The organism is Streptococcus merionis DSM 19192 (assembly GCF_000380085.1).
GTDB lineage: Bacteria > Bacillota > Bacilli > Lactobacillales > Streptococcaceae > Streptococcus > Streptococcus merionis.
This window is the reverse complement of record NZ_KB904555.1, coordinates 81,091-107,784: the sequence shown is the minus strand read 5'-3', so window position 1 is coordinate 107,784 and position 26,694 is coordinate 81,091. Positions and strand designations below refer to the sequence as shown.

Annotated in this window: 22 protein-coding genes; 18 read left to right on the top strand and 4 right to left on the bottom strand. The window is 41.1% G+C overall.

Annotated elements, in window-relative coordinates; all coding sequences use genetic code 11:
- Window positions 1–313 precede the first annotated feature (313 nt).
- From A3I5_RS0107575 to A3I5_RS12110, 18 genes are all read left to right on the top strand, one after another.
- On the top strand, window positions 314–550 hold the full coding sequence (locus A3I5_RS0107575; RefSeq protein WP_018374002.1) for a hypothetical protein: 237 nt from the start codon (window positions 314–316) through the stop codon (window positions 548–550).
- A gap of 463 nt (window positions 551–1,013) precedes the next feature.
- Window positions 1,014–1,181, top strand: coding sequence for a hypothetical protein (locus tag A3I5_RS12750; protein WP_018374000.1), 168 nt, complete (start codon window positions 1,014–1,016; stop codon window positions 1,179–1,181).
- Window positions 1,182–1,339: 158 nt separating this feature from the next.
- Window positions 1,340–2,347 carry a hypothetical protein gene (locus A3I5_RS0107560; RefSeq protein WP_018373999.1) on the top strand — a complete coding sequence of 336 codons (1,008 nt, stop codon included), beginning with the start codon at window positions 1,340–1,342 and terminating at the stop codon, window positions 2,345–2,347.
- Entirely contained in the window at window positions 2,340–2,594 is a 255-nt protein-coding gene (locus A3I5_RS0107555; RefSeq protein ID WP_018373998.1) for a hypothetical protein, read from the top strand. Before A3I5_RS0107560 ends, A3I5_RS0107555 begins: the two co-directional genes overlap by 8 nt.
- On the top strand, window positions 2,581–2,967 hold the full coding sequence (locus tag A3I5_RS0107550) for a hypothetical protein (protein ID WP_018373997.1): 387 nt from the start codon (window positions 2,581–2,583) through the stop codon (window positions 2,965–2,967). The genes A3I5_RS0107555 and A3I5_RS0107550 overlap by 14 nt, the downstream gene beginning before the upstream one ends.
- The gene (locus A3I5_RS0107545) at window positions 2,951–3,181 is read left to right on the top strand and encodes a hypothetical protein (protein ID WP_018373996.1); all 231 of its coding nucleotides are present in this window, start codon (window positions 2,951–2,953) and stop codon (window positions 3,179–3,181) included. Before A3I5_RS0107550 ends, A3I5_RS0107545 begins: the two co-directional genes overlap by 17 nt.
- A 707-nt stretch (window positions 3,182–3,888) precedes the next feature.
- On the top strand, window positions 3,889–5,661 hold the full coding sequence (locus A3I5_RS0107540) for a sensor histidine kinase (protein ID WP_018373995.1): 1,773 nt from the start codon (window positions 3,889–3,891) through the stop codon (window positions 5,659–5,661).
- Window positions 5,658–6,383, top strand: a complete 726-nt coding sequence (locus tag A3I5_RS0107535; protein ID WP_018373994.1) for a LytR/AlgR family response regulator transcription factor — start codon at window positions 5,658–5,660, stop codon at window positions 6,381–6,383. Before A3I5_RS0107540 ends, A3I5_RS0107535 begins: the two co-directional genes overlap by 4 nt.
- Window positions 6,384–6,579: 196 nt before the next feature.
- Window positions 6,580–8,070, top strand: a complete 1,491-nt coding sequence (locus tag A3I5_RS0107530) for a carbon starvation CstA family protein (protein ID WP_018373993.1) — start codon at window positions 6,580–6,582, stop codon at window positions 8,068–8,070.
- Window positions 8,071–8,656: 586 nt separating this feature from the next.
- Complete coding sequence (leuS, locus tag A3I5_RS0107525) at window positions 8,657–11,158, top strand: leucine--tRNA ligase (protein ID WP_018373992.1); 2,502 nt, start codon at window positions 8,657–8,659, stop codon at window positions 11,156–11,158.
- Between the two features lie 584 nt (window positions 11,159–11,742).
- A complete protein-coding gene (locus A3I5_RS0107520) occupies window positions 11,743–13,038 on the top strand; it encodes an ABC transporter permease (protein WP_018373991.1) in 1,296 nt (431 codons plus the stop codon).
- Between the two features lie 60 nt (window positions 13,039–13,098).
- Window positions 13,099–14,466: an ABC transporter permease gene (locus A3I5_RS0107515; protein WP_018373990.1), complete on the top strand. Its 1,368-nt coding sequence runs from the start codon at window positions 13,099–13,101 to the stop codon at window positions 14,464–14,466.
- A gap of 15 nt (window positions 14,467–14,481) precedes the next feature.
- A complete protein-coding gene (locus tag A3I5_RS0107510; RefSeq protein WP_018373989.1) occupies window positions 14,482–15,111 on the top strand; it encodes an ABC transporter ATP-binding protein in 630 nt (209 codons plus the stop codon).
- 106 nt (window positions 15,112–15,217) lie between these two features.
- The gene (locus tag A3I5_RS0107505) at window positions 15,218–15,886 is read left to right on the top strand and encodes a CPBP family intramembrane glutamic endopeptidase (protein ID WP_018373988.1); all 669 of its coding nucleotides are present in this window, start codon (window positions 15,218–15,220) and stop codon (window positions 15,884–15,886) included.
- Window positions 15,887–15,986: 100 nt separating this feature from the next.
- The gene (locus A3I5_RS12115) at window positions 15,987–16,763 is read left to right on the top strand and encodes a trypsin-like serine peptidase (protein ID WP_018373987.1); all 777 of its coding nucleotides are present in this window, start codon (window positions 15,987–15,989) and stop codon (window positions 16,761–16,763) included.
- A 90-nt stretch (window positions 16,764–16,853) separates the two neighbouring features.
- Window positions 16,854–17,504: a response regulator transcription factor gene (locus tag A3I5_RS0107495; protein WP_018373986.1), complete on the top strand. Its 651-nt coding sequence runs from the start codon at window positions 16,854–16,856 to the stop codon at window positions 17,502–17,504.
- Between the two features lie 43 nt (window positions 17,505–17,547).
- Complete coding sequence (locus A3I5_RS0107490; RefSeq protein WP_169850524.1) at window positions 17,548–18,846, top strand: HAMP domain-containing sensor histidine kinase; 1,299 nt, start codon at window positions 17,548–17,550, stop codon at window positions 18,844–18,846.
- A 319-nt stretch (window positions 18,847–19,165) separates the two neighbouring features.
- A complete protein-coding gene (locus tag A3I5_RS12110) occupies window positions 19,166–21,691 on the top strand; it encodes a Cna B-type domain-containing protein (protein WP_018373984.1) in 2,526 nt (841 codons plus the stop codon).
- 209 nt (window positions 21,692–21,900) lie between these two features.
- Here the strand turns inward: A3I5_RS12110 and ftsX are convergent, their stop codons facing one another.
- The 4 genes from ftsX to queG form a co-directional block, all read right to left on the bottom strand.
- Window positions 21,901–22,830, bottom strand: a complete 930-nt coding sequence (gene ftsX, locus A3I5_RS0107480) for a permease-like cell division protein FtsX (RefSeq protein ID WP_018373983.1) — start codon at window positions 22,828–22,830, stop codon at window positions 21,901–21,903.
- The gene (ftsE, locus tag A3I5_RS0107475; protein WP_018373982.1) at window positions 22,823–23,515 is read right to left on the bottom strand and encodes a cell division ATP-binding protein FtsE; all 693 of its coding nucleotides are present in this window, start codon (window positions 23,513–23,515) and stop codon (window positions 22,823–22,825) included. Before ftsE ends, ftsX begins: the two co-directional genes overlap by 8 nt.
- Before the next feature lie 50 nt (window positions 23,516–23,565).
- Window positions 23,566–24,661 (bottom strand): peptide chain release factor 2 gene (prfB, locus tag A3I5_RS0107470; protein ID WP_145955180.1). Its coding sequence is split into 2 segments (ribosomal slippage): window positions 23,566–24,588 and window positions 24,590–24,661, totalling 1,095 coding nucleotides; the frame shifts between segments, so codons are not numbered across the junction.
- A gap of 33 nt (window positions 24,662–24,694) precedes the next feature.
- Entirely contained in the window at window positions 24,695–25,816 is a 1,122-nt protein-coding gene (gene queG / locus A3I5_RS0107465; protein ID WP_018373980.1) for a tRNA epoxyqueuosine(34) reductase QueG, read from the bottom strand.
- Window positions 25,817–26,694 lie beyond the last annotated feature (878 nt).

The window sequence follows — 26,694 nt, the reverse complement described above, 5'->3', positions numbered from 1 at the left end:
AAATCAAAACTCAGTCATATCAAGGGTTTAGCTTATACTTTATACGGTTTATCATGTTTATACAGTTATTTTTGATATTAAGAAAAAATAGCCAAGAGAAAGGCCGAGAGCTTAATAAATAAAAAAGCGCTCAAAAAACCGTAATACTGTATAAACCTGATAAAACCCTTGGGGCGCAAGGGGTTGAAAAGAGCTAGTTTTCAAATAACCGAATAAAACAACCGTATAAAAATAGATAGGTATGCTGTCGTTCTTTTTTCAAGAATGTCACAAAATCGTAAAATTTTACATAATTAAAAAATGGAGGGACGAAATGAAGAAATATCACTATCAGACAGGAGCAAAGCAGTTTGACATAATCGATAAAATCAAACTAGGAATTCAAGGCTATATTATTGGTTTATATCCACAGCCCGATGTTGAAATCACGCTGACCAAATTGTCCACAGGCTGGCGACTGGTTGCTGAATATGAGGCAGACAAGGATCTGACCGAAAGCCTAGAAAGAATTGCAATCACATACAAAAGAAATGGAGGACTGACATGGTAACAAATCGCTACCACAGGCATTTTAGATTTGTCGCGGATATGTTGGCTTGTAAACCATGCGATTATAGGCTATATGGTGGGTACATTTAAAGACCCGCAGTATCAGATAGACTACCGTAAGGGTCAGTTATCCGTTACATACCAGCACAGGCGCAATCTGAACAGTATTTTTGAGCGGATAGCTGAAGCATGCGATACAGCGAAAATGAACAAAACTAACCAAAACGAAACACATAGGAGGGGTTGAAAGTGAAACGATTTACGTATGAGGTAATATTACCGAAGTCAAGCCAGGTGAGAAATTTTATAAATGAAGTTGAAAATTATATACAAAAAAATTGTGGTGAAGAGGCTAAACCTACAACATTCACTAAGCTAATTGCTAGAGAATACCGAGTACGGTTTTCCTATTCTTTTACAGAGAATATCAATGACGAACTAGATAAAATAAAGGAGCGGTACTGATGGATCATGAGGGATATCTAAAAGGATTATTGAAAAAAGGCTTTATTTTGTACCCTAAAAATGATATAATAGGAACAGCTGAAATCCCAAGGTTTGGTGAGGTCACCATTAAATATAAAAATGGCCAGCCCTACCAAGTTTTGACGACAATTAGCAGAAATTTATAATAAATTGCAAAAGAGGAAGAACCTGACGCAATCGATAAAGCAGATCAAGTCTGTTTTATTTGATATACGTCGGGTTCTTTTTTGGAGCTAGGAGGTGTTGAAAATGTAGCGAGTTAAAATCGATGCAGTAAATCAGTAAAAAAAGAGAGGTAAAAAGAATGGTTGAACTAGGATTTACAAAAACAAAAGAGTATAAGAAGATTTTGGAAACTTATTTGGAGGCTTTGAATCAGCTTTCTAAATATCAGCAGTGGAGTACCATCACGGATAAAGTAAACGAAGATATGGAGCGGCGTCAAGGGGTACTTGCAAAAATGTACAAAGAATACAAGGCAAATAGAATCGCCGAAAACGAAGGGAAGTTAACGGAGATTGAGAAACGCTTTAAAAATAGCCGTAATGTTTACGACAATCCACAGGCGGAGCTATTACGTCGGCAAGATTTTGATATGGAATTATCCTTGATGGACACCTACCAAGTCAAAGAGATGTTAGAAGACCCTAATCGTGATTTGTCTAGGTATGAGCTGAAAAAGATTGAAACAGCTTATAGAGACAACATAAGCATCCTTTCCGCTTTACAAAAACGAGTACCAGAGGAAGACGCTTTTTATTTAAACGATCCTGAGTACAGCAGAATGGCTGAAGAAAATAACGTTATAAGAGCGATAAATCATATGGGGCTAAGCTTTTTCTATGTGCCTGATAGTGAACAACCCAATGGTTATCAGTACTTAAATTTGACCCTTGTAAAGCAGCCTTACAATATTATTGCAGGTTATAAACGCATTGAAGAGGTTAACCGTCTATTGGGCGAGTTGGATAAGGCAATTTCTTCTGCTCGTTCTGGTTTGTTAAGCCTGACCAAACGCGAGGTACAAGCACCAAAATATGAGTTTGAAGAATTTGATGAACGTATTTTCAGAGATAGTGAAAATTTTGATATAACTATTCGTTTTAAGTATCTAAAAGAACGTTATGATGACAAGACTACAGACCGTTGGGACTTTAGACGAGATGATTATAACCCTACAGCACATTTACAATTCTTAGAACGTCGGTTAGCATCGAAGTTGAAACGCGATCCAGAGTTTGCACATAGATATAGACAGGCCGAAAACGCGGCAACTTACAAACCGTCAGAAAGTGGGGTAGTAGATGAATGAGCAAGCACTCTTAAAACGACTGAAAAAGTTGAGGCAGCAGTTGGAACAAGAACAGACGGAGAGTACGGAAGAAATCATACAACAATGGTTTGACTTCTTACCTATGCTTCTCTTAAATGATGAAATTGCTGGTAAATTGGAAGATTTTCCACACCGCCTAGATTATGAGACATTTAGGGCTAGCAAGGAGTGTAGGCAGGCTATTCAAACGATTTTAGAGGAGGTGGCAGGAAGTGGGGACAACTGACAAGCTGACACCCAAACAAGAAAAGTTTCTCTTAGCATTGATGACTTCTAAGACGATTGATGAGGCAACTCAAAAAGCTGGTATAGCTCGTACAACAGGATATAATTATATGAAATCCCTGACGTTCCGAAGAGCTTATCGAAAAGCGCGGACGGACGTTGTACAACAAACCACAGCCCTTTTACAATCTGCTAGCGTTGAGGCGGTAGAGGTGCTAAGGGAAATCATGCTAGATAAGTCTGTCAGTCCTTATGCACGCCAGCAATCAGCCCAAACAGTTCTTACCATGGCATATAAAGCCCATGAGGTTGAAAATGTCTTGGAGGTTGTGGAGGAGTTAGAAGCGAGATTTGAAGATGAACCAAGCGATTAAAAAGAGATTAGCAAAACTAAGAGAACAAACAACGCAAAAGGCTAACGGTGTTGTTTTCGTGACACACCTAGACCCTGGGCATTATGAAGTTAGACATCAAAACCATACTAAAGACTTTACGGAAACCGTCTCAGTTTATCGATCAGAGGAAGAGGCACGGCAAGCCGTTGATAAGATTTTACAACAGGGCGATTATATTCCATTCTGGGGTTAAAAAAAGCGTAGCTGATTGCCACGCTAGCCTTGCCTGCTGAACTCGTTTTATACTACCTTTTTAACTACCCTTTGAGTTTCCCTTATGTTTCTTTAAGTGTTAGAAAATGAGGTGAAAAGGCTTAAAAAGTTTATATGGTTGCCGTTGGTTTTGATGTGTTTTGGTGCGTGGATAACAAAATGCTTTAATTTCAAAGATTACCTTACAGAAAGCCTACAGCAGTGGGCTTTTTGTTTTGTCTTAGGGTGTTGATTTCTTATCTGGGGGTCATTTTTTCCTTTAGTTGTAGCTGGTTTTATATGTAGAGATGTGAAGAATGCTTTTTCAATGCGTTTCCAAGCAAGTCTAATAAATATTTTTAGTGTGAGATTTTAAAGAAAAACAAGGTTTTCACTGTCAAATGTGTATCTTTACGGCTTCTAAAATACTTTTCAACATAACTTTGGGTCATATCTGTCTTTTAGGAACTGTCTGACAAGTGGGGTGCCTTGATTCAGGAGGTTGTTTTTCGATCGTCAGGTTGATTTTTTGAAAGGATGTTGATGATATTGAAAAAACCAATGATGAGGAGTAGAAATTTAGCTTTGGATGAAAGTGTCAAGCTTGAAACAGGTTCTTAGGTTTTTTGCAAATTTTAAGGCGATTTGTTAAGATAAAGGAGACCTTAACTTTTGTGGTAGCGTTTTCGGGATAGGTGGTAGTGTGGTATGGATTTGTTTTTATTGATGCTGGAACGTGGTGGTCTGATTATTATTCTGGCCTATCTTTTGGTACATATTCCTTATATTAAGCAGATGGTGAATCGGCCGAGAATGGTTAGGAGTCAGCTGACTTTGCTGTTGCTGTTTAGCTTGTTTGCGGTAGTGGCTAACTATACTGGGGTTGAGGTGACTGAGAGTTTTGATCTTCTCAATCAGACGACTAGCCAGATTCAGACGACTTCCTCTCTAGCCAATACCAGAGTGTTAGCTATTGGGGTTGCGGGTCTTGTAGGTGGTCCTTTTGTCGGGCTCGGTGTGGGGCTGATATCAGCTATTGTGCGCTATCTTCAAGGAGGATTGGCACCTCAGATCTACGCCCTTTCCTCTGTACTCATTGGTTTAACATCAGGTTTGGCTGGAAGATATTTTGGCAAACGGCAGCGGCAAGTTGGGATTGTGACGGTTCTCCTTTTAGGGGTAGGCATGGAAATGCTTCAGATGCTCTGTATTTTGCTGCTGAGTGCTGACAGGGTTCAGTCTTTGAACTTAGTGCGTCTCATTGCCCTGCCTATGATGGTGACCAATAGTCTTGGAATGGCCATTTTCATCTCGATTATCAATGCAACGCGGCAATTGGAAGAGCAGGCTAAAGCTGTGCAGACCTATGAGGTGTTAGAATTAGCTAATCAGACGTTACCTTATCTGCGACAGGGGTTATCAGTGGCTTCCTGTCAGCCGGTGGCAAAGATTATCCAGCAGTACATGCAGGTGGCGGCGGTTAGTTTGACGGATCGTCAGCGCATTTTGGCTTTTGTCGGGCAAGGAGAAGACCATCATCTGCTAGAAGGTGCGATTCTCACGACATTGGCAAAACAAGCAATTGATTCTGGCCAAGTCTTGTTGGCTCATCGGCGTGAGGAGATTGATTGTCATGTTTCGGCCTGTCCACTATCGAGTGCGATCGTGATTCCGCTTAAGGTTAAAGAGGAAACGGTTGGTACGCTGAAGCTTTATTTTTCAGAGCGCCGCAGTATGACCCATGTTGAGCAACAATTAGCTCAGGGCTTGGGCAATGTCTTTTCCACCCAGTTAGCGCTGGGCCAAGCAGAGACAGCAACGAGGCTCTTACAGGATTCTGAAATCAAGTCCTTGCAGGCTCAGGTCAACCCTCATTTTCTGTTTAATGCGCTGAATACCATCTCAGCCTTAATTCGGATGGATAGTGAGAAAGCGCGTGTTCTAGTTCAAGATTTCGGTAAATTTTTGCGGGCCAATTTACAGGGAACCAGGCAAAATCTTATTCCCTTGGCTGAAGAATTGGAGCAGGTCAATGCCTATTTGGCGCTTGAAAATGCCCGTTTTCCCGAAAAAGTGTCTTATCACTTGATTCGGTCTGAACGCGTTGATGTGAAACAGACCATTCCACCCTTTGCCCTTCAGGTTCTGGTTGAAAATGCCTATAAACATGCCTTTAGGAATCGTAAATCTGGCAATGTGTTAGAAGTGGTGTTGGATCAGACTGACGCAGGATTGACAATAGAAGTTAGGGACAATGGTGTAGGGATTTCTCCAGAACGTCTGGCCCAGCTTGGCCAAGGGAAGCTAAGGTCAGTAGAAGGGACGGGATCGGCTATCGATAATTTGACTCGCCGCTTAGGACTTCTGTATGGACAAGGCGCTAGCCTTCGCTTTGTTAGTGATGAGAAAGGGACTGTTGCTACCATAAAGATTCCCTTGCAACAAGTAAGGCATAAAGAGACATCCGAGGAGGTTGTATGAAGATTTTAATTGTTGATGATGAGCCTTTAGCACGAGCGGAGCTCCGCTATTTGTTGGAAGTCTACGATCAGGAGTTAGAGATAGAAGAAGCAGATGGGATTGCCTCATCTTTGGCCTTGTTGGTTCAGCAGGGCTATGATGTGCTATTCTTGGATATTCACTTGACTGACGAGTCAGGGATGGCTTTAGCTGAGATGGTCAATAAGATGCCTAATCCTCCAGTGATTATATTTGCAACAGCTTATGATCAATACGCTCTTCCAGCCTTTGAGCAGAATGCCCGAGATTATTTGTTAAAACCCTACGAATTTGAGCGGCTAGCTCAAGCCATGGATAAGGTTAAGGGAGAATCGGAATTGCGTGGCACAGGCCAAGCTTCTCCAGAACAGCTCTATGCAACCAGTCATCCCATTGAAGACGATGGCCGCATTCATATGGTCGCAACGGATCATATTCTGATGGTAGAAGCGCAGCAAGGTAAGAGTCTCGTGCTTACAAAGGGACGACGATATGAGAGTTCTGATCCTCTCTTGGTTTGGGAAGAACGATTGGATCCAAATGCCTTTATGCGAACCCATCGCGCCTATCTCGTTCAGCTCGAAAAAATTGAAACCATTGAGCCTTGGTTCAACCAGACCCTACAACTCCACCTAAAGGGAGGTTACAAGGCGCCAGTCAGCCGTAATCATGTGAAATCATTGAAGCAGCGGTTAGGAATATAGTTGTCAAAGTCGGGAAAATCTCGGCTTTTTGAGTGCAGGTCATTTTCTATTAGGCAGGTTAGCTGTTCGTAGAGCTATTTAAGCATTTCATCAGCAGATAGGCGCATCTGACTATGAAAACGCTTTATAAGCTATCTTTCTTTGCTATACTGAGGTCAAGAAAAACAAGACATTCAGTATTCAAGGAGGTTTAGCCATGATTACATTTCTCGGAGGAATAGCCCTTCTGGTCTTAGCCTATTTTACCTACGGCTTTTACATTGAGAAAAATTTCCAGATTGATGAGAAACGTCGAACACCAGCCGAAGCGCTCAAAGATGGTTACGATTTTGTGCCCATGCCAAAGTGGAAAAATGGCATGATTGAGCTTTTAAATATCGCAGGAACAGGACCGATTTTTGGTCCGATTATGGGAGCTCTCTATGGGCCAGCAGCCTATCTCTGGATTATCTTGGGTTGTATCTTTGCAGGTGCAGTGCATGATTACATGATTGGAATGATTTCCTTGCGTAATAACGGGGCTTATCTACCAGAATTGGCTAGTCGTTATTTGGGAAAATCCATGAAGCATGTGATTAACATCTTCTCCATGCTTTTGCTCATTTTGGTAGCGACAGTGTTTGTGGTGACGCCTGCGAATCTAATTTATTCGATTTTACCAGATGGAACAGTGAGTGTTGCAGTTATTATTGGTTTGATTTTTGTCTATTACTTAATCTCTACCGTCTTACCAATTGACAAGGCTTTGGGGAAAGTCTACCCAATTTTCTGTGTCATTCTCATGATTTCGACCATTGCAGTCGGCTTTAGACTGTTAACGGGTGGCTTTGAGATGCCGAACTTGACAGTGGCAACCTTTAAAAACCTCCATCCGACAGGTCTCGCTATTTTTCCAGCTCTCTTCTTCACCGTATCTTGTGGCGCTATCTCAGGTTTTCATGCGACGCAAGCACCGATGGTTTCGCGGACATGTACTAATGAGCGTGAAGGGCGTTTCACTTTCTATGGCATGATGATTACAGAAGGCGTGATTGCCATGATTTGGGCAGCAGCGGCCATGAGTCTCTTTGATGGGAAAACCCTGTCTGAGATAATTGCAGCAGGGACTGCTTCTGCGGTGGTTAATCAAGTCATGGTCATGCTTTTAGGAAGTGTGGTGGGGACATTTGCCATTGTCGGTGTAGTTGTTTTACCGCTGTCATCAGGCTTGTCAGCTTTTAGAAGTCTACGAACAATTTTAGCGGACTATCTTCACATCAAACAAGACACCTTGCCAAAAATCTTTGCGGTGACCATTCCATTGTATGTGGTTTCCTTTGTCCTGACCACGGTAGACTTTAACCTCCTTTGGCGGTATTTCAACTGGGCTAATCAGGTGACAGCAGTTATCGGGCTCTTAGTTGCGACTCGCTACCTAGTCCTAAAACAGCGCAATTACTGGGTAAGCTTGGTTCCTGCTATCTTCATGCTCTATGCAGTAGTCATGTATATCTTGAGCGAACCTTTAGGACTTGGCCTTGGACTAACTCCGATCAGTTATGGTCTAGGATTTCTCCTGACCGCTGGTTTGATCTACCTCTTCTGGCACTCCGGTCAAAAACAGCTCCGTCGCTTGTCGCCAGAATCTTTCCTCCTTAACGATCAACGTCCAATCCAATTTTATAAAACTTTGGATGCAGATCTCTAAGGTACTTATTTTCGGTAAAGCTATAAAAATGGGAGTGAGACAACGAAGTCGATTTCAATGAAATCCTGACTTCTGTCTCACTCTCGTTTTTCATCAAGAAAAGTAGGCAATACAATAAAGTCCTGAAAAACGTGCAGAAACTTAAAAACTAATCGGACAGTCAACTAAAAGCAGGATTGATTTTTGCAGGACAAATACATGAAGAAACTCTTATTCGGAAACTGAAAATGTTTCAAATGTCGTATTTTTTTAGCGTCTAAGAAGTTGATTGTAATAGCAATTTGCAAACTGAGAACGGTCATTTATGAAAGAGAATGTTTTTTTCAATGCGTTTCCGAACAGGTCTATCTGAAAAATGCTAACAAAGATATTTGGGATATTTTGATAGAAAGTCAGCACAAACTTCTAGAAAAAGGTAAGTTTCCTATCATGAAATAGTATTTCTATTAAATTTTAGGATTGGTTTTGCTATTTTAAAGTTATTCTTCATACGTTTGATGTGTCCTTTTGTTTCAAGCATTTAAAATCTTTTCATTAAATGGTATAATAGATGCTACAAAAGAATTTTGGATAGTTGGAGAATGCCATGAGTTTTTACAATCACAAAGACATCGAGCCTAAGTGGCAGAAGCACTGGGCGGACAATCATACTTTTAAGACGGGAACAGATGCGTCAAAACCTAAGTTTTATGCACTTGACATGTTTCCTTACCCGTCTGGAGCAGGTCTTCATGTTGGTCACCCAGAAGGCTATACAGCGACAGATATTTTGAGCCGCTTCAAGCGTGCCCAAGGTTATAATGTCCTTCACCCAATGGGTTGGGATGCCTTTGGCTTGCCTGCTGAACAGTATGCTATGGATACGGGAAATGACCCTGCTGAATTTACAGCAGAAAACATTGCCAACTTTAAGCGTCAAATCAATGCCCTTGGCTTTTCTTACGACTGGGATCGTGAAATCAATACGACTGATCCTAATTATTACAAGTGGACCCAGTGGATTTTCACGAAATTGTACGAAAAAGGCTTGGCCTATGAAGCAGAAGTGCCAGTTAACTGGGTGGAAGAGCTTGGAACAGCCATCGCCAACGAAGAAGTTTTGCCTGATGGCACCTCTGAACGTGGTGGTTACCCGGTTGTTCGCAAACCGATGCGCCAATGGATGCTCAAAATCACTGCCTATGCTGAGCGCCTACTCAATGACTTGGAAGAGCTAGATTGGCCAGAGTCTATTAAAGATATGCAGCGCAACTGGATTGGCAAGTCAACCGGTGCCAATGTGACTTTCAAGGTGAAAGACACAGACAAGGACTTCACCGTCTTTACCACTCGCCCAGATACCTTGTTTGGCGCAACTTATGCCGTCCTAGCACCAGAACATGCCCTAGTTGACAGCATTACGACAGCAGAGCAAGCCGAAGCTGTTGCCGACTACAAACGCCAAGCTAGCCTCAAGTCGGATCTTGCCCGTACCGATCTTGCCAAGGAAAAAACGGGCGTTTGGACAGGCGCTTATGCCATCAATCCTGTCAACGGTAAGGAAATGCCAATCTGGATTGCCGACTATGTGCTTGCTAGCTATGGAACAGGTGCCATTATGGCAGTGCCAGCCCATGATGAGCGTGACTGGGAATTCGCTAAGCAGTTTAACCTAGACATCATTCCAGTTCTTGAGGGTGGCAATGTCGAAGAGGCAGCCTACACTGAAGACGGCGCACACATCAACTCAGACTTCCTCGATGGCTTAAACAAAGAAGACGCCATTGCCAAGATGGTCGCTTGGTTGGAAGAAAACGAAGTTGGCAACGAAAAAGTGACCTACCGCCTGCGCGACTGGCTCTTCAGTCGTCAACGGTATTGGGGTGAGCCAATCCCGATTATCCATTGGGAAGATGGCACGTCAACAGCCGTACCAGAAAATGAATTGCCACTGGTGCTTCCAAAAACTTCTGATATTCGTCCGTCCGGAACAGGAGAAAGTCCTCTGGCTAATCTGACCGACTGGTTGGAAGTTGTCCGTGAAGATGGTGTCAAAGGTCGCCGTGAGACCAATACCATGCCACAATGGGCGGGTTCAAGCTGGTATTACCTCCGTTACATCGACCCACACAACGATGAGAAACTGGCTGACGAAGACTTGCTCAAACAATGGCTGCCAGTTGACATCTACATCGGTGGTGCTGAGCATGCGGTGCTTCATTTGCTCTATGCGCGTTTCTGGCACAAATTCCTCTATGACCTTGGTGTCGTGCCGACAAAGGAACCTTTCCAAAAACTTTTTAACCAAGGAATGATTTTGGGAACCAGCTACCGTGACCACCGCGGTGCACTTGTCGCAACGGACAAGGTTGAAAAACGCGATAGCAGCTTCTTCCATATCGAAACTGGTGAAGAGCTAGAACAAGCCCCAGCCAAGATGTCCAAGTCTCTTAAAAACGTGGTCAACCCAGATGATGTGGTGGAACAATTCGGTGCCGATACCCTTCGTGTCTATGAAATGTTCATGGGTCCACTTGATGCCTCAATCGCTTGGTCCGAAGAAGGTCTTGAAGGCTCACGCAAATTCCTTGATCGTGTCTATCGCTTGATTACCTCTAAGGAAATCTCAACTGAAAATGACGGTCGCTTGGACAAGGTTTACCATGAGACGGTTAAGAATGTGACTGAGCAGATCGAACAGCTCAAGTTCAACACAGCTATTGCTCAGCTCATGATTTTTGTCAACGCAGCTAATAAGGAAGATCAGCTCTATGTGGATTACGCCAAAGGCTTTGTGCAACTCATCGCCCCATTTGCGCCGCACTTGGGAGAAGAACTCTGGCAAGTCTTGACATCATCTGGTGAGTCCATTTCCCATGTGGCTTGGCCAACTTATGAAGAGAGCCTCTTGGTGGAATCAGAAGTGGAAATCGTTGTCCAAGTCAAGGGCAAGGTCAAGGCCAAACTCATGGTGCCAAAAGATGCCAGCCGCGAAGAGCTAGAAGCAATCGCTCTTGCTGATGAGAAAGTTCAGTCTGAAATCGCCGGTAAAGACATTGTCAAGGTAATAGCAGTTCCAAACAAGCTCGTGAACATCGTTACGAAGTAACATTTGCCTCGTTTATTTGACCATTTCTCCTCTCTAACAGTTTTCCAAGCTGTTGGAGCCAAATAAATTCATGAATTTGTTTTCTATTTTCATAGTCTCTTTTCAAATAGATACAATTCATTGAACGAAGAATAAAAAGCATCTCGAATAGTATTGCAATCAGCTAATACTTTTCCGAGGTGCTTTTTGCTGTACACCCAGATTTGTTCAATGAAGTTGTGCCTTGAAAAACTAGGAGATAGCCCTGTTGAAAACCGAAAATATGTCAAAAATCAATTCCCTCTCTAGTCTAAGAAACCGTATTGCAGGAAATGAGAATTGCTTACCATTCGTTTACGAGCAGCAATAACTGTTGGCATATTTGAGACAAACAAAGATAATATTCCCCTTTCATAAAGGACATCAGTTCTGTCTCTGATTTGCTTTGACTGTAAATCGAAAAAAATAGTTATCCATTTCATATCGTATTCATAATTTCTTTGTAATATAGACGCAGATACAAAAAATTTTAAAGATATAAAATCTAAAGAATTACAAGCATGTCAACCATTTATATACTTTGTACCAGATAGGAGGGAGTTTGTATGTCATACTTAAATAGAGCTTGTTTATACATCAGAAGAAAAAAATTACGAACGGTTTTATTGTCTAGCATCTTACTACTGACGAGCGTTTTGTTTATAACAACCATCTTTCTTAAAGATAGACTTGAACAAAATCATATGGTTTTTAAGAGAGAGTTAGAAAAACAGCAGATTCTATCTTTAAAAGAAGGATTTTTTGAGGATGAAGTGAGCCCTTTTTCACAAGAGTATGTCAGGTCATTACAAAGTAAGGTTACAGATGTAGCATTAAGAGGACAAGTTTTAGAAAAATATGAATTTGACAAAGTGACACCGATACCGAGCCCTGAACAGTTCAATGAAGATGACTCGATGTTAACATTAGCTAATATTGAAAATTTAAAAAGAAGCAAGGTGTTTGCGCAAAAGGGGTTATCACTAGTATCTGGTCGAGAATTAGATGAAAAAGAAACAGATAAGGTACTCATACATGAAAAACTTGCTCTGCAGAATCACTTGTCTATCGGCGACACTTTGCAACTGAAACAAAAGGGAGAAACCTACACATTAAAAGTAGGGGGAATTTTTAAAAGTGATAGAACTTATCAGGCTGTACAATCATCAGGAGCAATTGAAAATACCGTTTTGACCAATTTATCAACGATCAAAAAAGTGAATCCTGATTATCGCTATGCCTACATTGTTGCTGAGACAAATGAGATCGCACAGAAAAGTCTGTTAATGGAGGCTATTTCACAAAGTGGGATTGATGACTCACGTTATGGCTTGCAGATGCCAACCATATATCATGCTTATCAGTCTCTTTTAGAAACGCAACTAAAAACAGTAAGCACAGCACAAGTCATTAGTATGGTTGTCAGTGTAAGTATCATCTCTTTATTTTTACTGGTATGGGTCAACGAAAGAAAGCGAGAAGTCGGTATTTTACAAGCCATAGGTATTTCTAAGTCAGATATTATGTTTCAGTATTGGATTGAGACAATTTTAGTAACCTTGGGTGCTTTAATAGTAGCGATAGGGATAGCTTATGTGTTAAGTCAAGTCCTTAGTCAGCGTTTAATTCAAACGGCTATCGCATCTGGACTGGAAAGGGCTGATAAGGGGCAAGTCCCAGCTGTTCAATTGCTGCAAACCTTAAAGCATATCCAACAGCTTTCAGTGACACAACACATTTCCTTTATGACTGTAGGGAAATCTATTATCGTTGAATTATGCACGGTGAGCTTATCGGTTTTAATATCCAGCTGGTCTTTAATGAGGCTTTCTCCAAAGAAAATACTGAGTTTAATGTCCTAAAGATTTACGATGGTAAACGAAATGAATTGTGATAAGTAGTAAGATAGAAAGGAAGAAGAGATGTTAGCAGTAACAAGAGCGCTTATATATATGATAAGGCAATGGAAAAAAACAGCCTTGATGTTTGGGATATTTTTCGTTATAGGGACAGCTATCTTATCAGTATTGGCTGTTTCTAAATCAGTAGAATCCTCAGCTAAATTGGCTAATCAAAACAAAGAAAAAACGGTAACATTAGCGACAAACCAAAGTGTATTAGTTGGTGATGCTTATGGCTCAGGCGAGATCCCTAAGAAAGCCATTGAGGAGATTGGTAAGAGAAAAGAGGTTGAAAGCTATAGTGCCAGACTATCAGCATTTTCAAAATTGGAAAATGTAAAAACGGTACCGCTAAATAGTGGAGAGTTTGCCGATGTTGAACGTAGCAATGCCACCACCGTAACTGGGCATCATGACAGTCAGACCGATCCCAGATTTGTCTCAGGTTTGCTTCAATTAGTATCGGGAAGACATATCCAAAAAGGTGACAAAAATAAAATCTTGGTTCATGAAGATTTGGCACAGCACAATCACCTCAAAATTGGCGATACCATTGAGTTTTCAAGAGATCCGATGCGTTATAGAGGGAGCGATACCTCAAAGATAACGGGTGAAATCGTAGGTATCTTTAAGGGGAAAACAACAAGGCCTCCTGAATACGAAGAAGAATCGATCAGCAATACGATCATGTCAGACATTGGCTTGGCTCAGAAAGTATTTGGCTATCAAGAGAATAATGAACTGTACACAGAAGCTGTTTTTAAACTCAAAAATAGTGCAGATACACAGCAATTTATGGATACAGTTAGAAGAGAAAATACATCCATTAGTTGGCAAAAATATAAATTTTACGAAACAAATCCAGCGCTAGCTAACTATAGCCGCAGTATCAAAACAATGCAGTCCATGACTAGCACCATGTTCGTTGTAACAGTTCTAGCAAGTGTTATTATTTTAACGATTATTCTATTCTTTAATGTCAATGGTAGAATGAGGGAAATCGGGATTCTACTTTCTGTTGGTAAATCGAAAGTGAATATTTTAACACAGTATTTCCTTGAGAATGGTATCATTGCAACAATTGCCTTTATCATCAGTTGTTTTATAGGAACATCGGTAGGGCAGGCGCTTGGAAATCACTTAATTCAACAAGTTGCTAGAAGTGTTCAACGAGATGTCCAAAATCAATTAGGTGGCTTTTCGCTAGGGGCAGATAGTGACTCGGATGTTTTATTGCAAATCGTTAAGAACGTCACTGTCACTATACAACGCACAGATATTGTCCAATTGTTTTCAATTGGAGCAGTATGTATTGTGATTGCGTTACTGATTGCAAGTGTTCGGATATTCCAATTGAAACCAAAAGAAATATTAAATAAGATTTTTTAAAGGGAGGGAGAAAACATGCTAGAATTAAAAAACATTTGCTATAGCTATGCAAGGGCGCAGCATGACGTTTTAGATGATGTGAATTATACATTTAAACCAGAGATCTTTTACTCGATCATTGGAACATCAGGATCTGGAAAGACGACCCTACTGTCTTTGTTGGCAGGATTAGACACGCAAACAAGCGGGGAAATCCGGTTAAACGAGAAAAACATTCAGGCGATTGGCTATCAAACGTATCGCAAAAAACATGTGTCGTTGGTTTTTCAGAATTATAATTTATTAGATTATATGACCCCGCTAGAAAATATTCGTCTGGTCAATTCAAAAGCAGATGCTAGTTTGTTGCTTCGTTTAGGGTTGCAAGAAGAGCAATTAAATAGAAATGTCTTGCAATTATCTGGAGGTCAACAACAACGTGTTGCTATTGCGAGAGCCTTAAGTGCAGGAACAGAGTTGTTGTTATTAGATGAGCCGACAGGCAATTTGGATGAAAAAATTGCCTTGGAAATTGTTGAGTTATTAAAAGAAATTGCCCATCAAGAGAAAAAATGTGTTATTATGGTGACGCATAGCCAGAACCTAGCAAAAATAGCAGATGTGCAATTAAAGATACAATCAAAGAAATTAAGAGAAATCATTTAGGAAATAAATAGTATTGTGGTGCTCGTTAAAAAGATAGAATGCCCACAAGCTCTATTTATTAGTGTTAAAACAACGAATATCGATTATTATTTAGGAGGCATTTTATATGTTAGCATCCTTATCTTGGGAAAATAAAAAAAGACCTATTGAGGCCATTGCTCTCGTGATTGTCTTTTTCGCTACGAAAATAGTACTTATTCGCTATATGCTGGGACTGCCCTTTCTACAACAAATCAATGTTCCTTACCTAGCGGAATGTCTTATCGTATGCCTTGATATAGTCATACTGCTAGTCTTACTTTATGTGTTAAAAAAACGGCAGTTCACCTTATCTGAACAGCCGCTCAAAAATGGCATCAAACAGCTGGTCATAATTGGTCTCATCGCTTTTATTCTGATTTCAATCAATGAGATGATTATGAACAAGTTCCTGCCTGTTCCTCCATTAGGGAAATTGCCTTTTAGTGAACAGCTTATAACATTTTTCATTGAGTTTCCGATGGTTATTATTTCTGGGCCAATATTTGAAGAAATTTTATTTAGAGGCTTATTGTTAAAATATGCTTTTCCCAAACAACCGATTATCGGGCTAGTTGTTTCAAGTTTCTTATTTATCTTGGCTCACTCACCGATGGACTGGACAGCTTATTGGTACCACGGACTGCCAGCTGTTGTTCTTGGCTTAGCATACAATTACACGAAAACGCTCAAAGTTCCTGTAGGGGTTCATATGGCGATTAATTTTGTAGCCCATGTTAAGACGAAATTCTTCTAAAAAATAATGATGGGAATGAGGCAGCTACCTGTGATGCCTTCATCCTCACCCACAAAAGCATGTAATCAAAAAATATAAATATGTAAAGGATGGTTTTAGAATGAAACAAAAACATTATCTTCGACTTGTTGCTGCAAGTGCTCTACTGTTTACTGGTTTAAGCTTGGTTGCTTGTTCTCCCAAAACAGAACAGCCCAAAAAGTCGTCAGCACAGACAACGAAAAAGACAGCACAAACCTCAAAAAATAAGGGAAGCCGCAAACAAATCACCGATATTGCCTCTAGTCCATATAATGGCATTGCCCTCATTCAAGCTAAGGACAATCCAAAAGGATTTGGAACGGGGAGTTTTATCTCACCAGATACTCTGATTACAAATCGTCATGTTTTAACAGCGATTGAAAAGGCAGAAAATGCCGTTGTACGTACCGTGGATGAAAATAACAAACAGATCGATCTTCCTGTCGAGTCATTTGCTATTCCAGAAGATGAAAGTATGGACGTTGGTATCGTAAAATTGAAAGAACCAATCACCAACAATGATCAATTGAAACACATCAAACCTTTCGATCTAGCGGATGCTGAAACAATTGATAAAGTAAAAGCTAATCAAACGATCCGAACAGTTGGCTATCCTGGTGATAAGGATTACGGAACTCTGTGGGATAGTGAGGGTACCATCACAGAAAAAGATGGGAACTTCCTAGGCTTTACAGCTCCGATTGCTGGTGGATCGTCTGGCTCACCACTGTTTAATGCTAACAATCAACTGATTGGACTTTCGAATGCTTCAACAGGGGATCTCAAGAACCCGATGTCTTTTGGCTTCCTGTTTGATTCGAAATTAAGCGAATTCATTGCGCAGCACACTAAGTAAAGTGAGAGCTGACAGCAACAAACGATAAACCGACAAGGATGATACTGTCGGTTTATTGGACGTTATTTTTGATAAGAAAATGGGGTAGGTATGAAAAGACAGCTATTAATCATAGAAGATGAAGATGTTATCAGAGAAGGGGTGATGGCATTCTTATCGGATAAAGGGTATTTGATAGATGGTAAAGATAGCATCAGCCATATTAGTGAGATTAATGTGGATCACTATGATTTGCTCATTTTAGATGTCATGCTTCCGAAACTAGATGGCTTTACGATTTTAAAACAAATTCGTCAAGTGTCGAACATCCCTATTTTGATGTTGACAGCTCTTTCTAGTGACTATGATCAAATAAAACTTTTTGAGTTGTTGTGTGATGACTATCTAGCAAAACCCTTTTCTTTAGTCGTTTTAGAAAAACGAATACAAGCCCTCTTTCGAAGAACAGCCAGCCCGAATAAATGGCGCTATCAGGATGTCGTTGTGATCTTCGATCAGTTTAAAGCTTACAAAAATAATGACGAAGTCAATTTGACAGCAAAAGAGATACAGGTTTTACAAATGCTTGTCACAAATGCCAATAGCGTCTTATCACGAGAGCAGATCTTAGATGGCTTATATGAACTTGAAGCTCCGTATGATAGGATTGTTGATGTTTATATTAAAAATATTCGCAAGAAACTTCAGATTGATTGTATTAGAACGGTGACGGGTGTTGGTTATGTTTATGAAGAAAAATAGTATTTTTAGAAAGGCCTTAGCCTATAACCTGTTCTTATTTCTAATGATTACAGTCATTATTCACCTGAGTATCTATATCGGATTGCCCAAATTATATTTTGATCGAAAAGAGTCCCAGCTAAAATCGGATACGCAAAAGATTGCCCAGTATGTCCGCTCTCATAATCACACAGAAACCCTGCAATTCTTAAATGAGTATGCGATTAATAGTAATTATTCTATCCAATATATGTCTCAAAAGGAAACCTACCATCTGCCGACCTTTACGCGCTACCCAATGAGTGTAGAGACTGGTGGAGACACTGAGGACATTTCTTTGGATTTGGCTAAAATTCAAACAGGCCAGGACGTCTTGATTGAGCGGCAGTCGATGACAAACGGTGACAATCAACCGATTACCTTCAATGTCATCGGATCGGCAAGTCCGATTGACGAGGCAAAGACAACCATTTTAAATCTATTCCCCTATACCTTGACGATCAGCGTGTTGACATCGATAGTGATTGCCTATGTCTACGGGCGCATGATTACCAAACCGATTAAGGATATTCAAAAAAGCACTAAAAGAATGGAACTGCTTGAAGAAGGAATCAGTATCCCGATTAAACATGACGATGAAATTGGGCAACTGGCATTTTCCATTAACCAACTCTATGAACATTTGCTACAGACCATTACACAATTGGAAGAAGAGGTTGCTTTTGTCCGAAAACTTGAAAAAGAAAAAATTGATTTCTTTCGTGGGGCGTCCCATAAACTAAAAACACCTCTGGCAAGAGTGTCTATTCTCCTTGAAAATATGCGCTACAATGTTGGGAAATACAAGGATAAAGAAAAATATTTAATGGTTTGTCAGGAAGAGATCGTTCATTTGACAGAAATGGTGAATGAATTATTAATGAACACAGACTTTTCCTATGATGAGAAACAAAGGATCAATGTCAAAGATATTATTTTACAGCAAGTCGGTGAGCTCCAGTTATTGGCTAACAGTAGGCAGTTAACCTTTGATTTACAGTTGTCGGATATCTCTATTTTCACGAATCGGCAAGCCATTGAAAAGGTCATTGAGAACCTTTTGCACAATGCTGTAAAATATAGCGAAATAAAGACAAGCATTTTAATTGAATTGCAAAACAATAGACTAATTGTCCAAAATAAGGGTAATGGATTGACAGAAAGGGATATTGAACAGTTCTTCCAACCCTTTTATAGTACGAATCAGCAAAGCACAGGCTTGGGTCTCTACCTAGTCTCAACCTTGCTATTACGCTTAAATTTAGAATTTGACATGAGGGTTTCTGGAGATACCGTGTCCTTCGTTATTTTGTTTAATGAATGAGACAAGTCTCGTAGTAGTTGTTTTACCAATGTTTAGTAAACCATAGAAGGAGAATAAAAACTTTCGGTAAACCTAGGTAAACGAACTATTTGTGTTATGCGTTTGACCTGAACCATAGAGTCAACTCATGCCTTATTTATAATGGAACGGGTGATAAAATTTACAAAAAAAACATATATAGCTATGGACGATACAGACAATTTGTGATAAAATAGTAAACTGGTTTGAAAGATATTTTTTTACGATTGCTTCAAGAATATCCTATTTTGTAGCAATCGTGAAGAGTAAGTTTTAATTTTAAATGACAGAAGGATGAAAAATGAAGAAAATTATTAGATTTTTAATTGCTTTGTTAATAGTCTTTACCACATTGATTGGGCTGGATCATGCTTATGCCAAAGAAAAAGCTGTCTCATCTACCGTCACTTACAAGCTTAAAGAAACTCTAAAGAGTAGTCCAGATAGGGGCCATACTGTAAAAAATAAGAGGTCACGAAGAGCTGCTGACGGAGATAATCAAGAGAAGATCTCTATTCCGGTAGAAAAAAGATGGATCGGTCGGGCTGCATATGAAGTTAAAATAAAGCTTTTGGCAAACGGTGTGGAAGCATCTGAGGTGACACTTAGCTGGAGGAATTACGATGATGATGAGAAGCCTTGGAAGTATACCTTTGAACGCTTTCCCAAATATGACGACAACGGGAAAGAAATCATCTATACCGTCAAAGAAGAGATGACGAATGAGTATTACAAGGAGATATACAAAAGCAAGATTACTGGTGATATGGTAAATGGATTTGTCATCACAAATACCAATATCGCTAAAAAAGATATCTCTGTTGTAAAGTATTGGAATGAAGATGCACCTGAACCTGTGCCATCAATGCTTTCAGGTGGTGCTTCTAGTGGTTCACCTGCTTTAGGAGAAAATAGCCAATTACCAAAGAATCCAATCCCAGATTCGGTCACATTTCATCTGTTGGCAGATGGTAAAGAGATTGCTAAAGGGACCTTATCAAAAGAAAATAACTGGAGACAGAATTTTAAAGACCTTCTAATATATGACCAAACGGACGGCCATGAGATAAAGTATTCGGTAAAAGAAGATAAAGTAAAAGGCTATAGAACAGAATATGAAGACCATGGAGATGGCTTCCTTTATATCATCAACAAGTCTGTGATTGATATTTCGGTAAAAAAGAAATGGGTTGGAAAAGAAGGGGAATCTGCAACAGTAAGCCTATATAAAGAATATCCAACGCGACAATGGAGCAATGAAAAAGGGGACTTTGAAGTTGTAACCCGAAAAGAAAAGGTGCAAACCATTAAATTAACCAAGAAAACTGGTTGGAAGCATACCTTTGAAGATCTAGATGAATTTGTTACCGATATGGGGAAACTAAGAGAGTGGGACGAAGCTGATGGAATAAACGATAACGGTGATGACACAGCTGATAATGATGAGATGAATGATAACGATGATGACGCAGGTGATGACTTTGACGCTGGTCATCCGTCATTTCCTCAAATAAATTATCCTTTGAAAATTAAATACACTATTGAAGAAGAAAAAGTTGAGGGTTATGAAACAAATATCACAGGTGACGCTGACAATGGATTTGTGATTACCAACACTCATCAAGCTTCCATCACTACCACGGAAGCCCCAACGACAGAGACTACTACAACCACGGTTCCAACGACGACCGAGTCACCGTCCACTACCACGACGACGGAACAACCAACAACAGAAACTACTACAACGACAGTTCCGACAACGACCGAGTCATCGTCCACAACCACGACGACGGAACAACCAACAACAGAAACTACAACTACTACAGTTCCGACAACGACCGAGTCACCGTCCACTACCACGACGACGGAAGCCCCAACGACGGAAACTACAACTACTACAGTTCCAACAACGACCGGGTCACCGTCCACGACTACGACAACGGAACAACCAATGACGGAAACTACAATAACGACAGTTCCAACGACGACCGAGTCACCGTCCACGACTACGACAACGGAAGCTCCAACGACGGAAACTACAACTACTACAGTTCCGACAACGACCGAGTCACCGTCCACGACTACGACAACGGAACAACCAATGACGGAAACTACAATAACGACAGTTCCAACGACGACCGAGTCACCGTCCACGACTACGACAACGGAAGCTCCAACGACGGAAACTACAACTACTACAGTTCCGACAACGACCGAGTCACCGTCCACGACTACGACAACGGAACAACCAATGACGGAAACTACAATAACGACAGTTCCAACGACGACCGAGTCACCGTCCACGACTACGACAACGGAAGCTCCAACGACGGAAACTACAACTACTACAGTTCCGACAACGACCGAGTCACCGTCCACGACTACGACAACGGAACAACCAATGACGGAAACTACAATAACGACAGTTCCAACAAGTGCTTCAACGACAGCAACGACAAGCAAACCTAAGAAGCCAATCAAAACGACCACCACAACGGAGGCACCAACAACAGAAACCACTACAACCACAGTTCCAACGACAACTGAGTCACCGTCCACTACCACCACGATGGAACAACCAACGACGGAAACTACAACAACCTCAGATCCAACAACGACTGAGTCGCCGTCTACCACCACGATGGAACAACCAACGACGGAAACTTCGACAATGACAGTTTCAACAAGTGCTTCAACGACAACCAAACCTAAGAAACCAGGCCGTACCTTGCCAAGTACTGGTGAAACGGTTGGTATAGCATCATTGGTTGGTGTTGTACTTCTAGGATTAGTAGGATTTGTCAGCTATCGTCGTAAGAAAAACTAGACGATAACTAATCACGAACTGATTGGCATTAAGAGAGGAATGAAATTCATTTTCATCCTCTTTTTATGTGGTCTTAAACATAGGTTATCATATGAAGCAGTTACCATTAAACTCTATTTTTCAAACAAACTAAAAACGCCCCGTATCAATATCAACTCAAGATTCTAGCAAAAGCTAGGACTTGAAATGACATTCATACGAGGTCATTTTTAAATCTTCAAATAGCGTCTCATAGATAATACAGAGCCAAATGAACCGATGATAATACCAATAACAAATAAGGCAATAATCATGGCGGGTATAAAGTAGGTCGGATCAATCATGGACAAGTTTTGAGGAATCAAACTTGGATTGAGTCCGCGGTAAGCGACATCATAACCAAAGTAAACGAGTAGAGCTGGTACAACTGCACCTAGCAGACCTACCCAGCCACCTTCTAAAAGAAATGGTCCGCGGATATAGGCATTTTTAGCTCCTACCAAGCGCATAATCTGAATTTCTCGACTGCGGGAAATAATGGTGATACGCACGGTATTTGATATCAAGAAAACTGCTGTAAAAAGCAACAATACTGTGGCAACTGCTCCCCAGATACGAATGTTCTGAGCTAACTTAAAAAGATTGTCGGTGTTAACACCACCATACTCAACCTTGGCAACACCATTGATTTTCTCAATTTGTTTAGCCACCGTCTTAACAACATCTGGTGATGAGGTATCAACGACATAGGTATCATAAAGCGGATTGGCATCGCCATCAAAAAGGCTCCAGGTGTCACCCATTTTTTGTTTGAGCAGTTCGAGCTGATCATCCTTGCTTGAGAAAGTGACAGATTCTACATTCTCTAGCTCTGTAATTTGATCATAGACGACATGGTAGTTTTCATTGTCAACAGTTTCTCCCATATCATTTACCGTGGTTTCTTGATTATCTGTTGAATCCACACGTAAAAAGACATTCACTCGGACATTATTCTCAATGTCAGTAGCAATTTTAGCCGTGTTCAAGATAACAGAGGCAAAGACACCGACTAAGGTCAAGGTTATGGTCACCGAGGAAATGGCCGCAATGGTCATCCAGCCATTACGTTTGAGACTTAAAATCGACTCCCAGAGGTGACGGAAAAATCTTCTAATCATTGTATCCGTATTCTCCTTCCGCTTCATCACGCACGACGCGTCCATTTTCAATGGCAATCACGCGATGACGAAGTGTGTTTACAATCTGGCTATTATGGGTCGCCATTAAAACAGTCGTTCCTTGTAAATTAATACGCTCCAACAGGTTCATAACCTCCCAAGAATTTTCTGGATCAAGGTTACCTGTCGGCTCATCTGCGATGAGGACTTTGGGATTATTAGCAATGGCACGCGCAATAGCAATCCGTTGCTGCTCCCCACCTGACAACTCATTAGGGAAAGAGCGGACCTTATGCTTAAGACCGACAAGATCTAACACTTCCATAACACGCTTTTTAATCACTTGTGGACGCTCGCCAATAACCTGCATAGCATAAGCGATATTTTCATATACCGTTTTTCGTGGTAGAAGTTTATAATCCTGAAAGACAACCCCCACTGAACGACGCAAAAACGGAATCTCTTTCTTTTTGATGTTTAGCAGGTCAAATCCTGCAACTTTTAAGCGTCCCTTATCAACTTTGACTTCCCGATAAAGACTACGGATAAAAGTTGATTTCCCCGCACCAGAAGGACCTACAATATAGGCAAATTCTCCTGGTTCGATACTGACGCTAACCCCTCTGAGGGCAGTTGTTCCGTTGTCGTATTTTTTGACAACGTCACGCATTTCGATAATTCCCATAGCTATTATTCTGTTTTAAAAAACAGTTCCTTTCTTAAGAATCGCTGTCATCAGCTAATTCGCCATTTGAGGTAGGCATCAATAAAACCATCGATGTCACCATCCATCACCTTATCGACCTGTGCCACTTCAAAATTATTCCGATGATCCTTCACCATAGTGTATGGTGTAAAAACGTAGGAGCGAATTTGGCTTCCCCAAGTGATTTCCTTTTTATCCCCCTTGAGAGAATCAACCTCAGCAGCTTTTTTCTCCTGTTCCAATTGGTAAAGCTTGGCCTGAAGCATTTTCATCGCGCGATCGCGATTACCGTACTGAGTACGATCTACCGTCGATTGGGTAACAATTCCTGTCGGAATATGGGTTAAACGCACCCCAGTTGATACTTTATTGACGTTTTGACCACCAGCACCACCTGAGCGGAAAGTGTCCATCTTAACGTCGTCATCTCGGATTTCTACCTCAATGGTATCATCCAACTCTGGCATGACTTCCACAGAAGCAAAGGATGTATGACGACGCTTGGCTGAGTCAAAAGGTGAGATACGAACCAAACGGTGAACCCCCATCTCAGACTTCAAAAGACCGTAAGCATTGGTACCAGTAAAGGCAAGGGTCACTGACTTAATCCCAGCCTCATCGCCAGCCTGATAATCTAGCACCTCTACACCAAAACCTTTGCGGTTGCCAAAACGCTGATACATGCGAAAAAGCATATCTCCCCAGTCTTGAGCTTCCGTCCCACCTGAACCTGGATGAATTTCCAAGATAGCATTGTTGTGGTCATAAGGCTCACTAAGAAGGAGGGTCATCTCATAGCTGGTCATCATCTGCTCCAGCTCTGATAGCAGCTCCGCAATATCCTCGCGAACACTCTCGTCCTCAGATAACATCTCTAAGTAGAGCTCACTCTCTTCGTGTAACTCGTCCATTTTATGAAACTGATCATAAGTGGATTTAAGCTCATTGAGCTCCTGAGACGTTTTCTGGGCAGCAAGGTTATCGTTCCAAAAATCAGGCTCTGTCATCTTGTTCTCCAAGATAGCAATGTCCTCTTCCAGGCGATCTAAGTCAAAGAGACCCCCTGAATGAAGCTAATTTGGCACGGTTGTCATCAATTTTCTGTCTGATTTCAGCAGTATCCATAAGACCTCCATTCTAGTCTATCACGCTATTATATCATACTTGATCGTATTTTGCCAAGAAGGCACGCTGTTCTTTCAGAATCCCTTCATGTTCACTTTTTATGGAAGCGACCATTTCGATCATGGCTGGGTTAGGATTTTTTGCCAATTCTCCCAGCGCCCAAATCGCTGTCGCTACGTGGATGTCATTTTGACCTCTATCAATGATTTCTAAGATTTTGGGAATGTCAGAGCGGTCATTGGCATTCGCAAGAGCAATAATGGCATTGCGCTGGAGAATATTTTTCCCCCGCCAAGAGCCAGCCACATGACCAAACTTTTCCTTGAATTGCCCATTTGATAACTTCAAAAAGGGGAGCAGTTCTGGATGGGCTAGCTCTGGATCAATCTCCGTAGCCAAAGGATTATCAATCCCCTTATTATAAGGACAGCAAATCTGACAAATGTCGCAACCGTAGATAACCGTTTTGATTTTCTTGCGAAATTCTAAATCCATCATGCCCTTATCCTGAGTTTGGAAAGATAGACAACGCTTGGCATTCATGGTGCTGTCACCAATCAGGCAAGATGTCGGACAGGCTTGCAGACAGCGAGTACAATCCCCACAATCATAATCAACAGGACTATCTGGCTCGATTTCCAAGTTAGTCACCAATTCTCCCAGAAACATGTACGAGCCAAATTCCTTTGAGATGACAAGACCGTTCTTACCGATAAAGCCGATGCCAGCTCGCCTTGCAACCGCGGTATCAACTAGAGCGCCCGTGTCCACCATACCTTTGAACTCAAAGTCAGCCGTCAGGGTTTCGATCCCACGAGCTAGCTTATCTAGCTTCTCCTGAAGCACATGATGGTAATCGAGCCCCCAAGAGTTGGGCGTAAACTTGCCACGCTTGTAATGGCTCTTGGGCGGCTTGATTGGCAGCTTATGGGGATAAGCCACCGCAATGGAGATAATAGTCTTCGCAGACGCCAAAGAAAGGCGCGGCTTAATCCGCTCCTCGATATTTTTATGTTCAAAGCCAGAGTTACGCCCCTCTTCGACTGAAGCTTGAAGAGATTTCTCCAAATAAGCAAAATCATCTGCTGTTGTAAAACCAATCTTGGAAATCCCAATTTCCCTACTCAGTTCAATAATTTTTTCCTTGAGTTCCATAAAGTTATTCTAGCAGAATTTTTAGCAAATGCAATCAAACAGCATATAAGCAAAAACGCTTATTCTCTTCATTACAATGGGCTGGGCTCAAGTCCAACCTCACCTCTCATCTGTTTGCGTCAACATCTCAGCGCAGTGGTTGGGAGTAAGACTTGTTGGCCATGCCAACTTAGTCTTGCCCCTGCACAGATCATTAGGCGCTTTAGCGCCAATGAACCACTGCTGATTGGCAGATTTGTTCGTATTTTACACTCTAAATCCGGCCTAATCAACTGTGCGGGGGTGGGAAAACGAACTCTTTTTGATTGTTCGAATTCTTTCCCACTCCCAGGTTTGAGATTTACTAAAACACACTAATAACATCAACGATTCGTCTCTAAAAATAAGCCAAACGCGTTGGCGTGTCTCCAGCTGCCATTGTCTTTTTGCAAAAATAGTGATAAAATAGAAGATATAGAAAGCGTTTTCTTTGTTTTGTGGACTGGAGGGCTAAATGTATGAAACAAACACTCAAACCTTTTTTTATCCTATTCTTTCTAGACCTTATTTTCTTGTTGTTTTCAGGATATTTACGAGATTTTTTCTGGTTGTACGCGAACTGTTCCATTCTCTTCTGTCTCCTCTGGACACTCTATACGTCTTCTAAGTCTACAGCCAAAATGGCTTATACTAGCTTTTTCCTTTCGATTTTACAGCTATCGGTTATCCTTTTACTCTTTGTTTTTTTGATGGCGATGTACTTTGGAACCTAAGTGGTCATAGCCCTTTCACACCAAAAATCATAACATCTTAATCAAGCGACTTGACTCAATAGAACAACCGCTTCTAAACCTAGTCTTACAAGCCATTGAAACACGGTTTTCAAGCTTTGATATCGA

What these genes read in the sequence shown, in the direction of transcription:
- A3I5_RS0107575 (WP_018374002.1), top strand. Translation starts at nt 314, where the DNA reads ATGAAGAAATATCACTATCAGACAGGAGCAAAGCAGTTTGACATAATC.
- A3I5_RS12750 (WP_018374000.1), top strand. Translation starts at nt 1,014, where the DNA reads ATGGATCATGAGGGATATCTAAAAGGATTATTGAAAAAAGGCTTTATT.
- A3I5_RS0107560 (WP_018373999.1), top strand. Translation starts at nt 1,340, where the DNA reads ATGGTTGAACTAGGATTTACAAAAACAAAAGAGTATAAGAAGATTTTG.
- A3I5_RS0107555 (WP_018373998.1), top strand. Translation starts at nt 2,340, where the DNA reads ATGAATGAGCAAGCACTCTTAAAACGACTGAAAAAGTTGAGGCAGCAG.
- A3I5_RS0107545 (WP_018373996.1), top strand. Translation starts at nt 2,951, where the DNA reads ATGAACCAAGCGATTAAAAAGAGATTAGCAAAACTAAGAGAACAAACA.
- A3I5_RS0107540 (WP_018373995.1), top strand. Translation starts at nt 3,889, where the DNA reads ATGGATTTGTTTTTATTGATGCTGGAACGTGGTGGTCTGATTATTATT.
- A3I5_RS0107535 (WP_018373994.1), top strand. Translation starts at nt 5,658, where the DNA reads ATGAAGATTTTAATTGTTGATGATGAGCCTTTAGCACGAGCGGAGCTC.
- A3I5_RS0107530 (WP_018373993.1), top strand. Translation starts at nt 6,580, where the DNA reads ATGATTACATTTCTCGGAGGAATAGCCCTTCTGGTCTTAGCCTATTTT.
- leuS (WP_018373992.1), top strand. Translation starts at nt 8,657, where the DNA reads ATGAGTTTTTACAATCACAAAGACATCGAGCCTAAGTGGCAGAAGCAC.
- A3I5_RS0107520 (WP_018373991.1), top strand. Translation starts at nt 11,743, where the DNA reads ATGTCATACTTAAATAGAGCTTGTTTATACATCAGAAGAAAAAAATTA.
- A3I5_RS0107515 (WP_018373990.1), top strand. Translation starts at nt 13,099, where the DNA reads ATGTTAGCAGTAACAAGAGCGCTTATATATATGATAAGGCAATGGAAA.
- A3I5_RS0107510 (WP_018373989.1), top strand. Translation starts at nt 14,482, where the DNA reads ATGCTAGAATTAAAAAACATTTGCTATAGCTATGCAAGGGCGCAGCAT.
- A3I5_RS0107505 (WP_018373988.1), top strand. Translation starts at nt 15,218, where the DNA reads ATGTTAGCATCCTTATCTTGGGAAAATAAAAAAAGACCTATTGAGGCC.
- A3I5_RS12115 (WP_018373987.1), top strand. Translation starts at nt 15,987, where the DNA reads ATGAAACAAAAACATTATCTTCGACTTGTTGCTGCAAGTGCTCTACTG.
- A3I5_RS0107495 (WP_018373986.1), top strand. Translation starts at nt 16,854, where the DNA reads ATGAAAAGACAGCTATTAATCATAGAAGATGAAGATGTTATCAGAGAA.
- A3I5_RS0107490 (WP_169850524.1), top strand. Translation starts at nt 17,548, where the DNA reads ATGATTACAGTCATTATTCACCTGAGTATCTATATCGGATTGCCCAAA.
- A3I5_RS12110 (WP_018373984.1), top strand. Translation starts at nt 19,166, where the DNA reads ATGAAGAAAATTATTAGATTTTTAATTGCTTTGTTAATAGTCTTTACC.
- ftsX (WP_018373983.1), bottom strand. Translation starts at nt 22,830, where the DNA reads ATGATTAGAAGATTTTTCCGTCACCTCTGGGAGTCGATTTTAAGTCTC.
- ftsE (WP_018373982.1), bottom strand. Translation starts at nt 23,515, where the DNA reads ATGGGAATTATCGAAATGCGTGACGTTGTCAAAAAATACGACAACGGA.
- queG (WP_018373980.1), bottom strand. Translation starts at nt 25,816, where the DNA reads ATGGAACTCAAGGAAAAAATTATTGAACTGAGTAGGGAAATTGGGATT.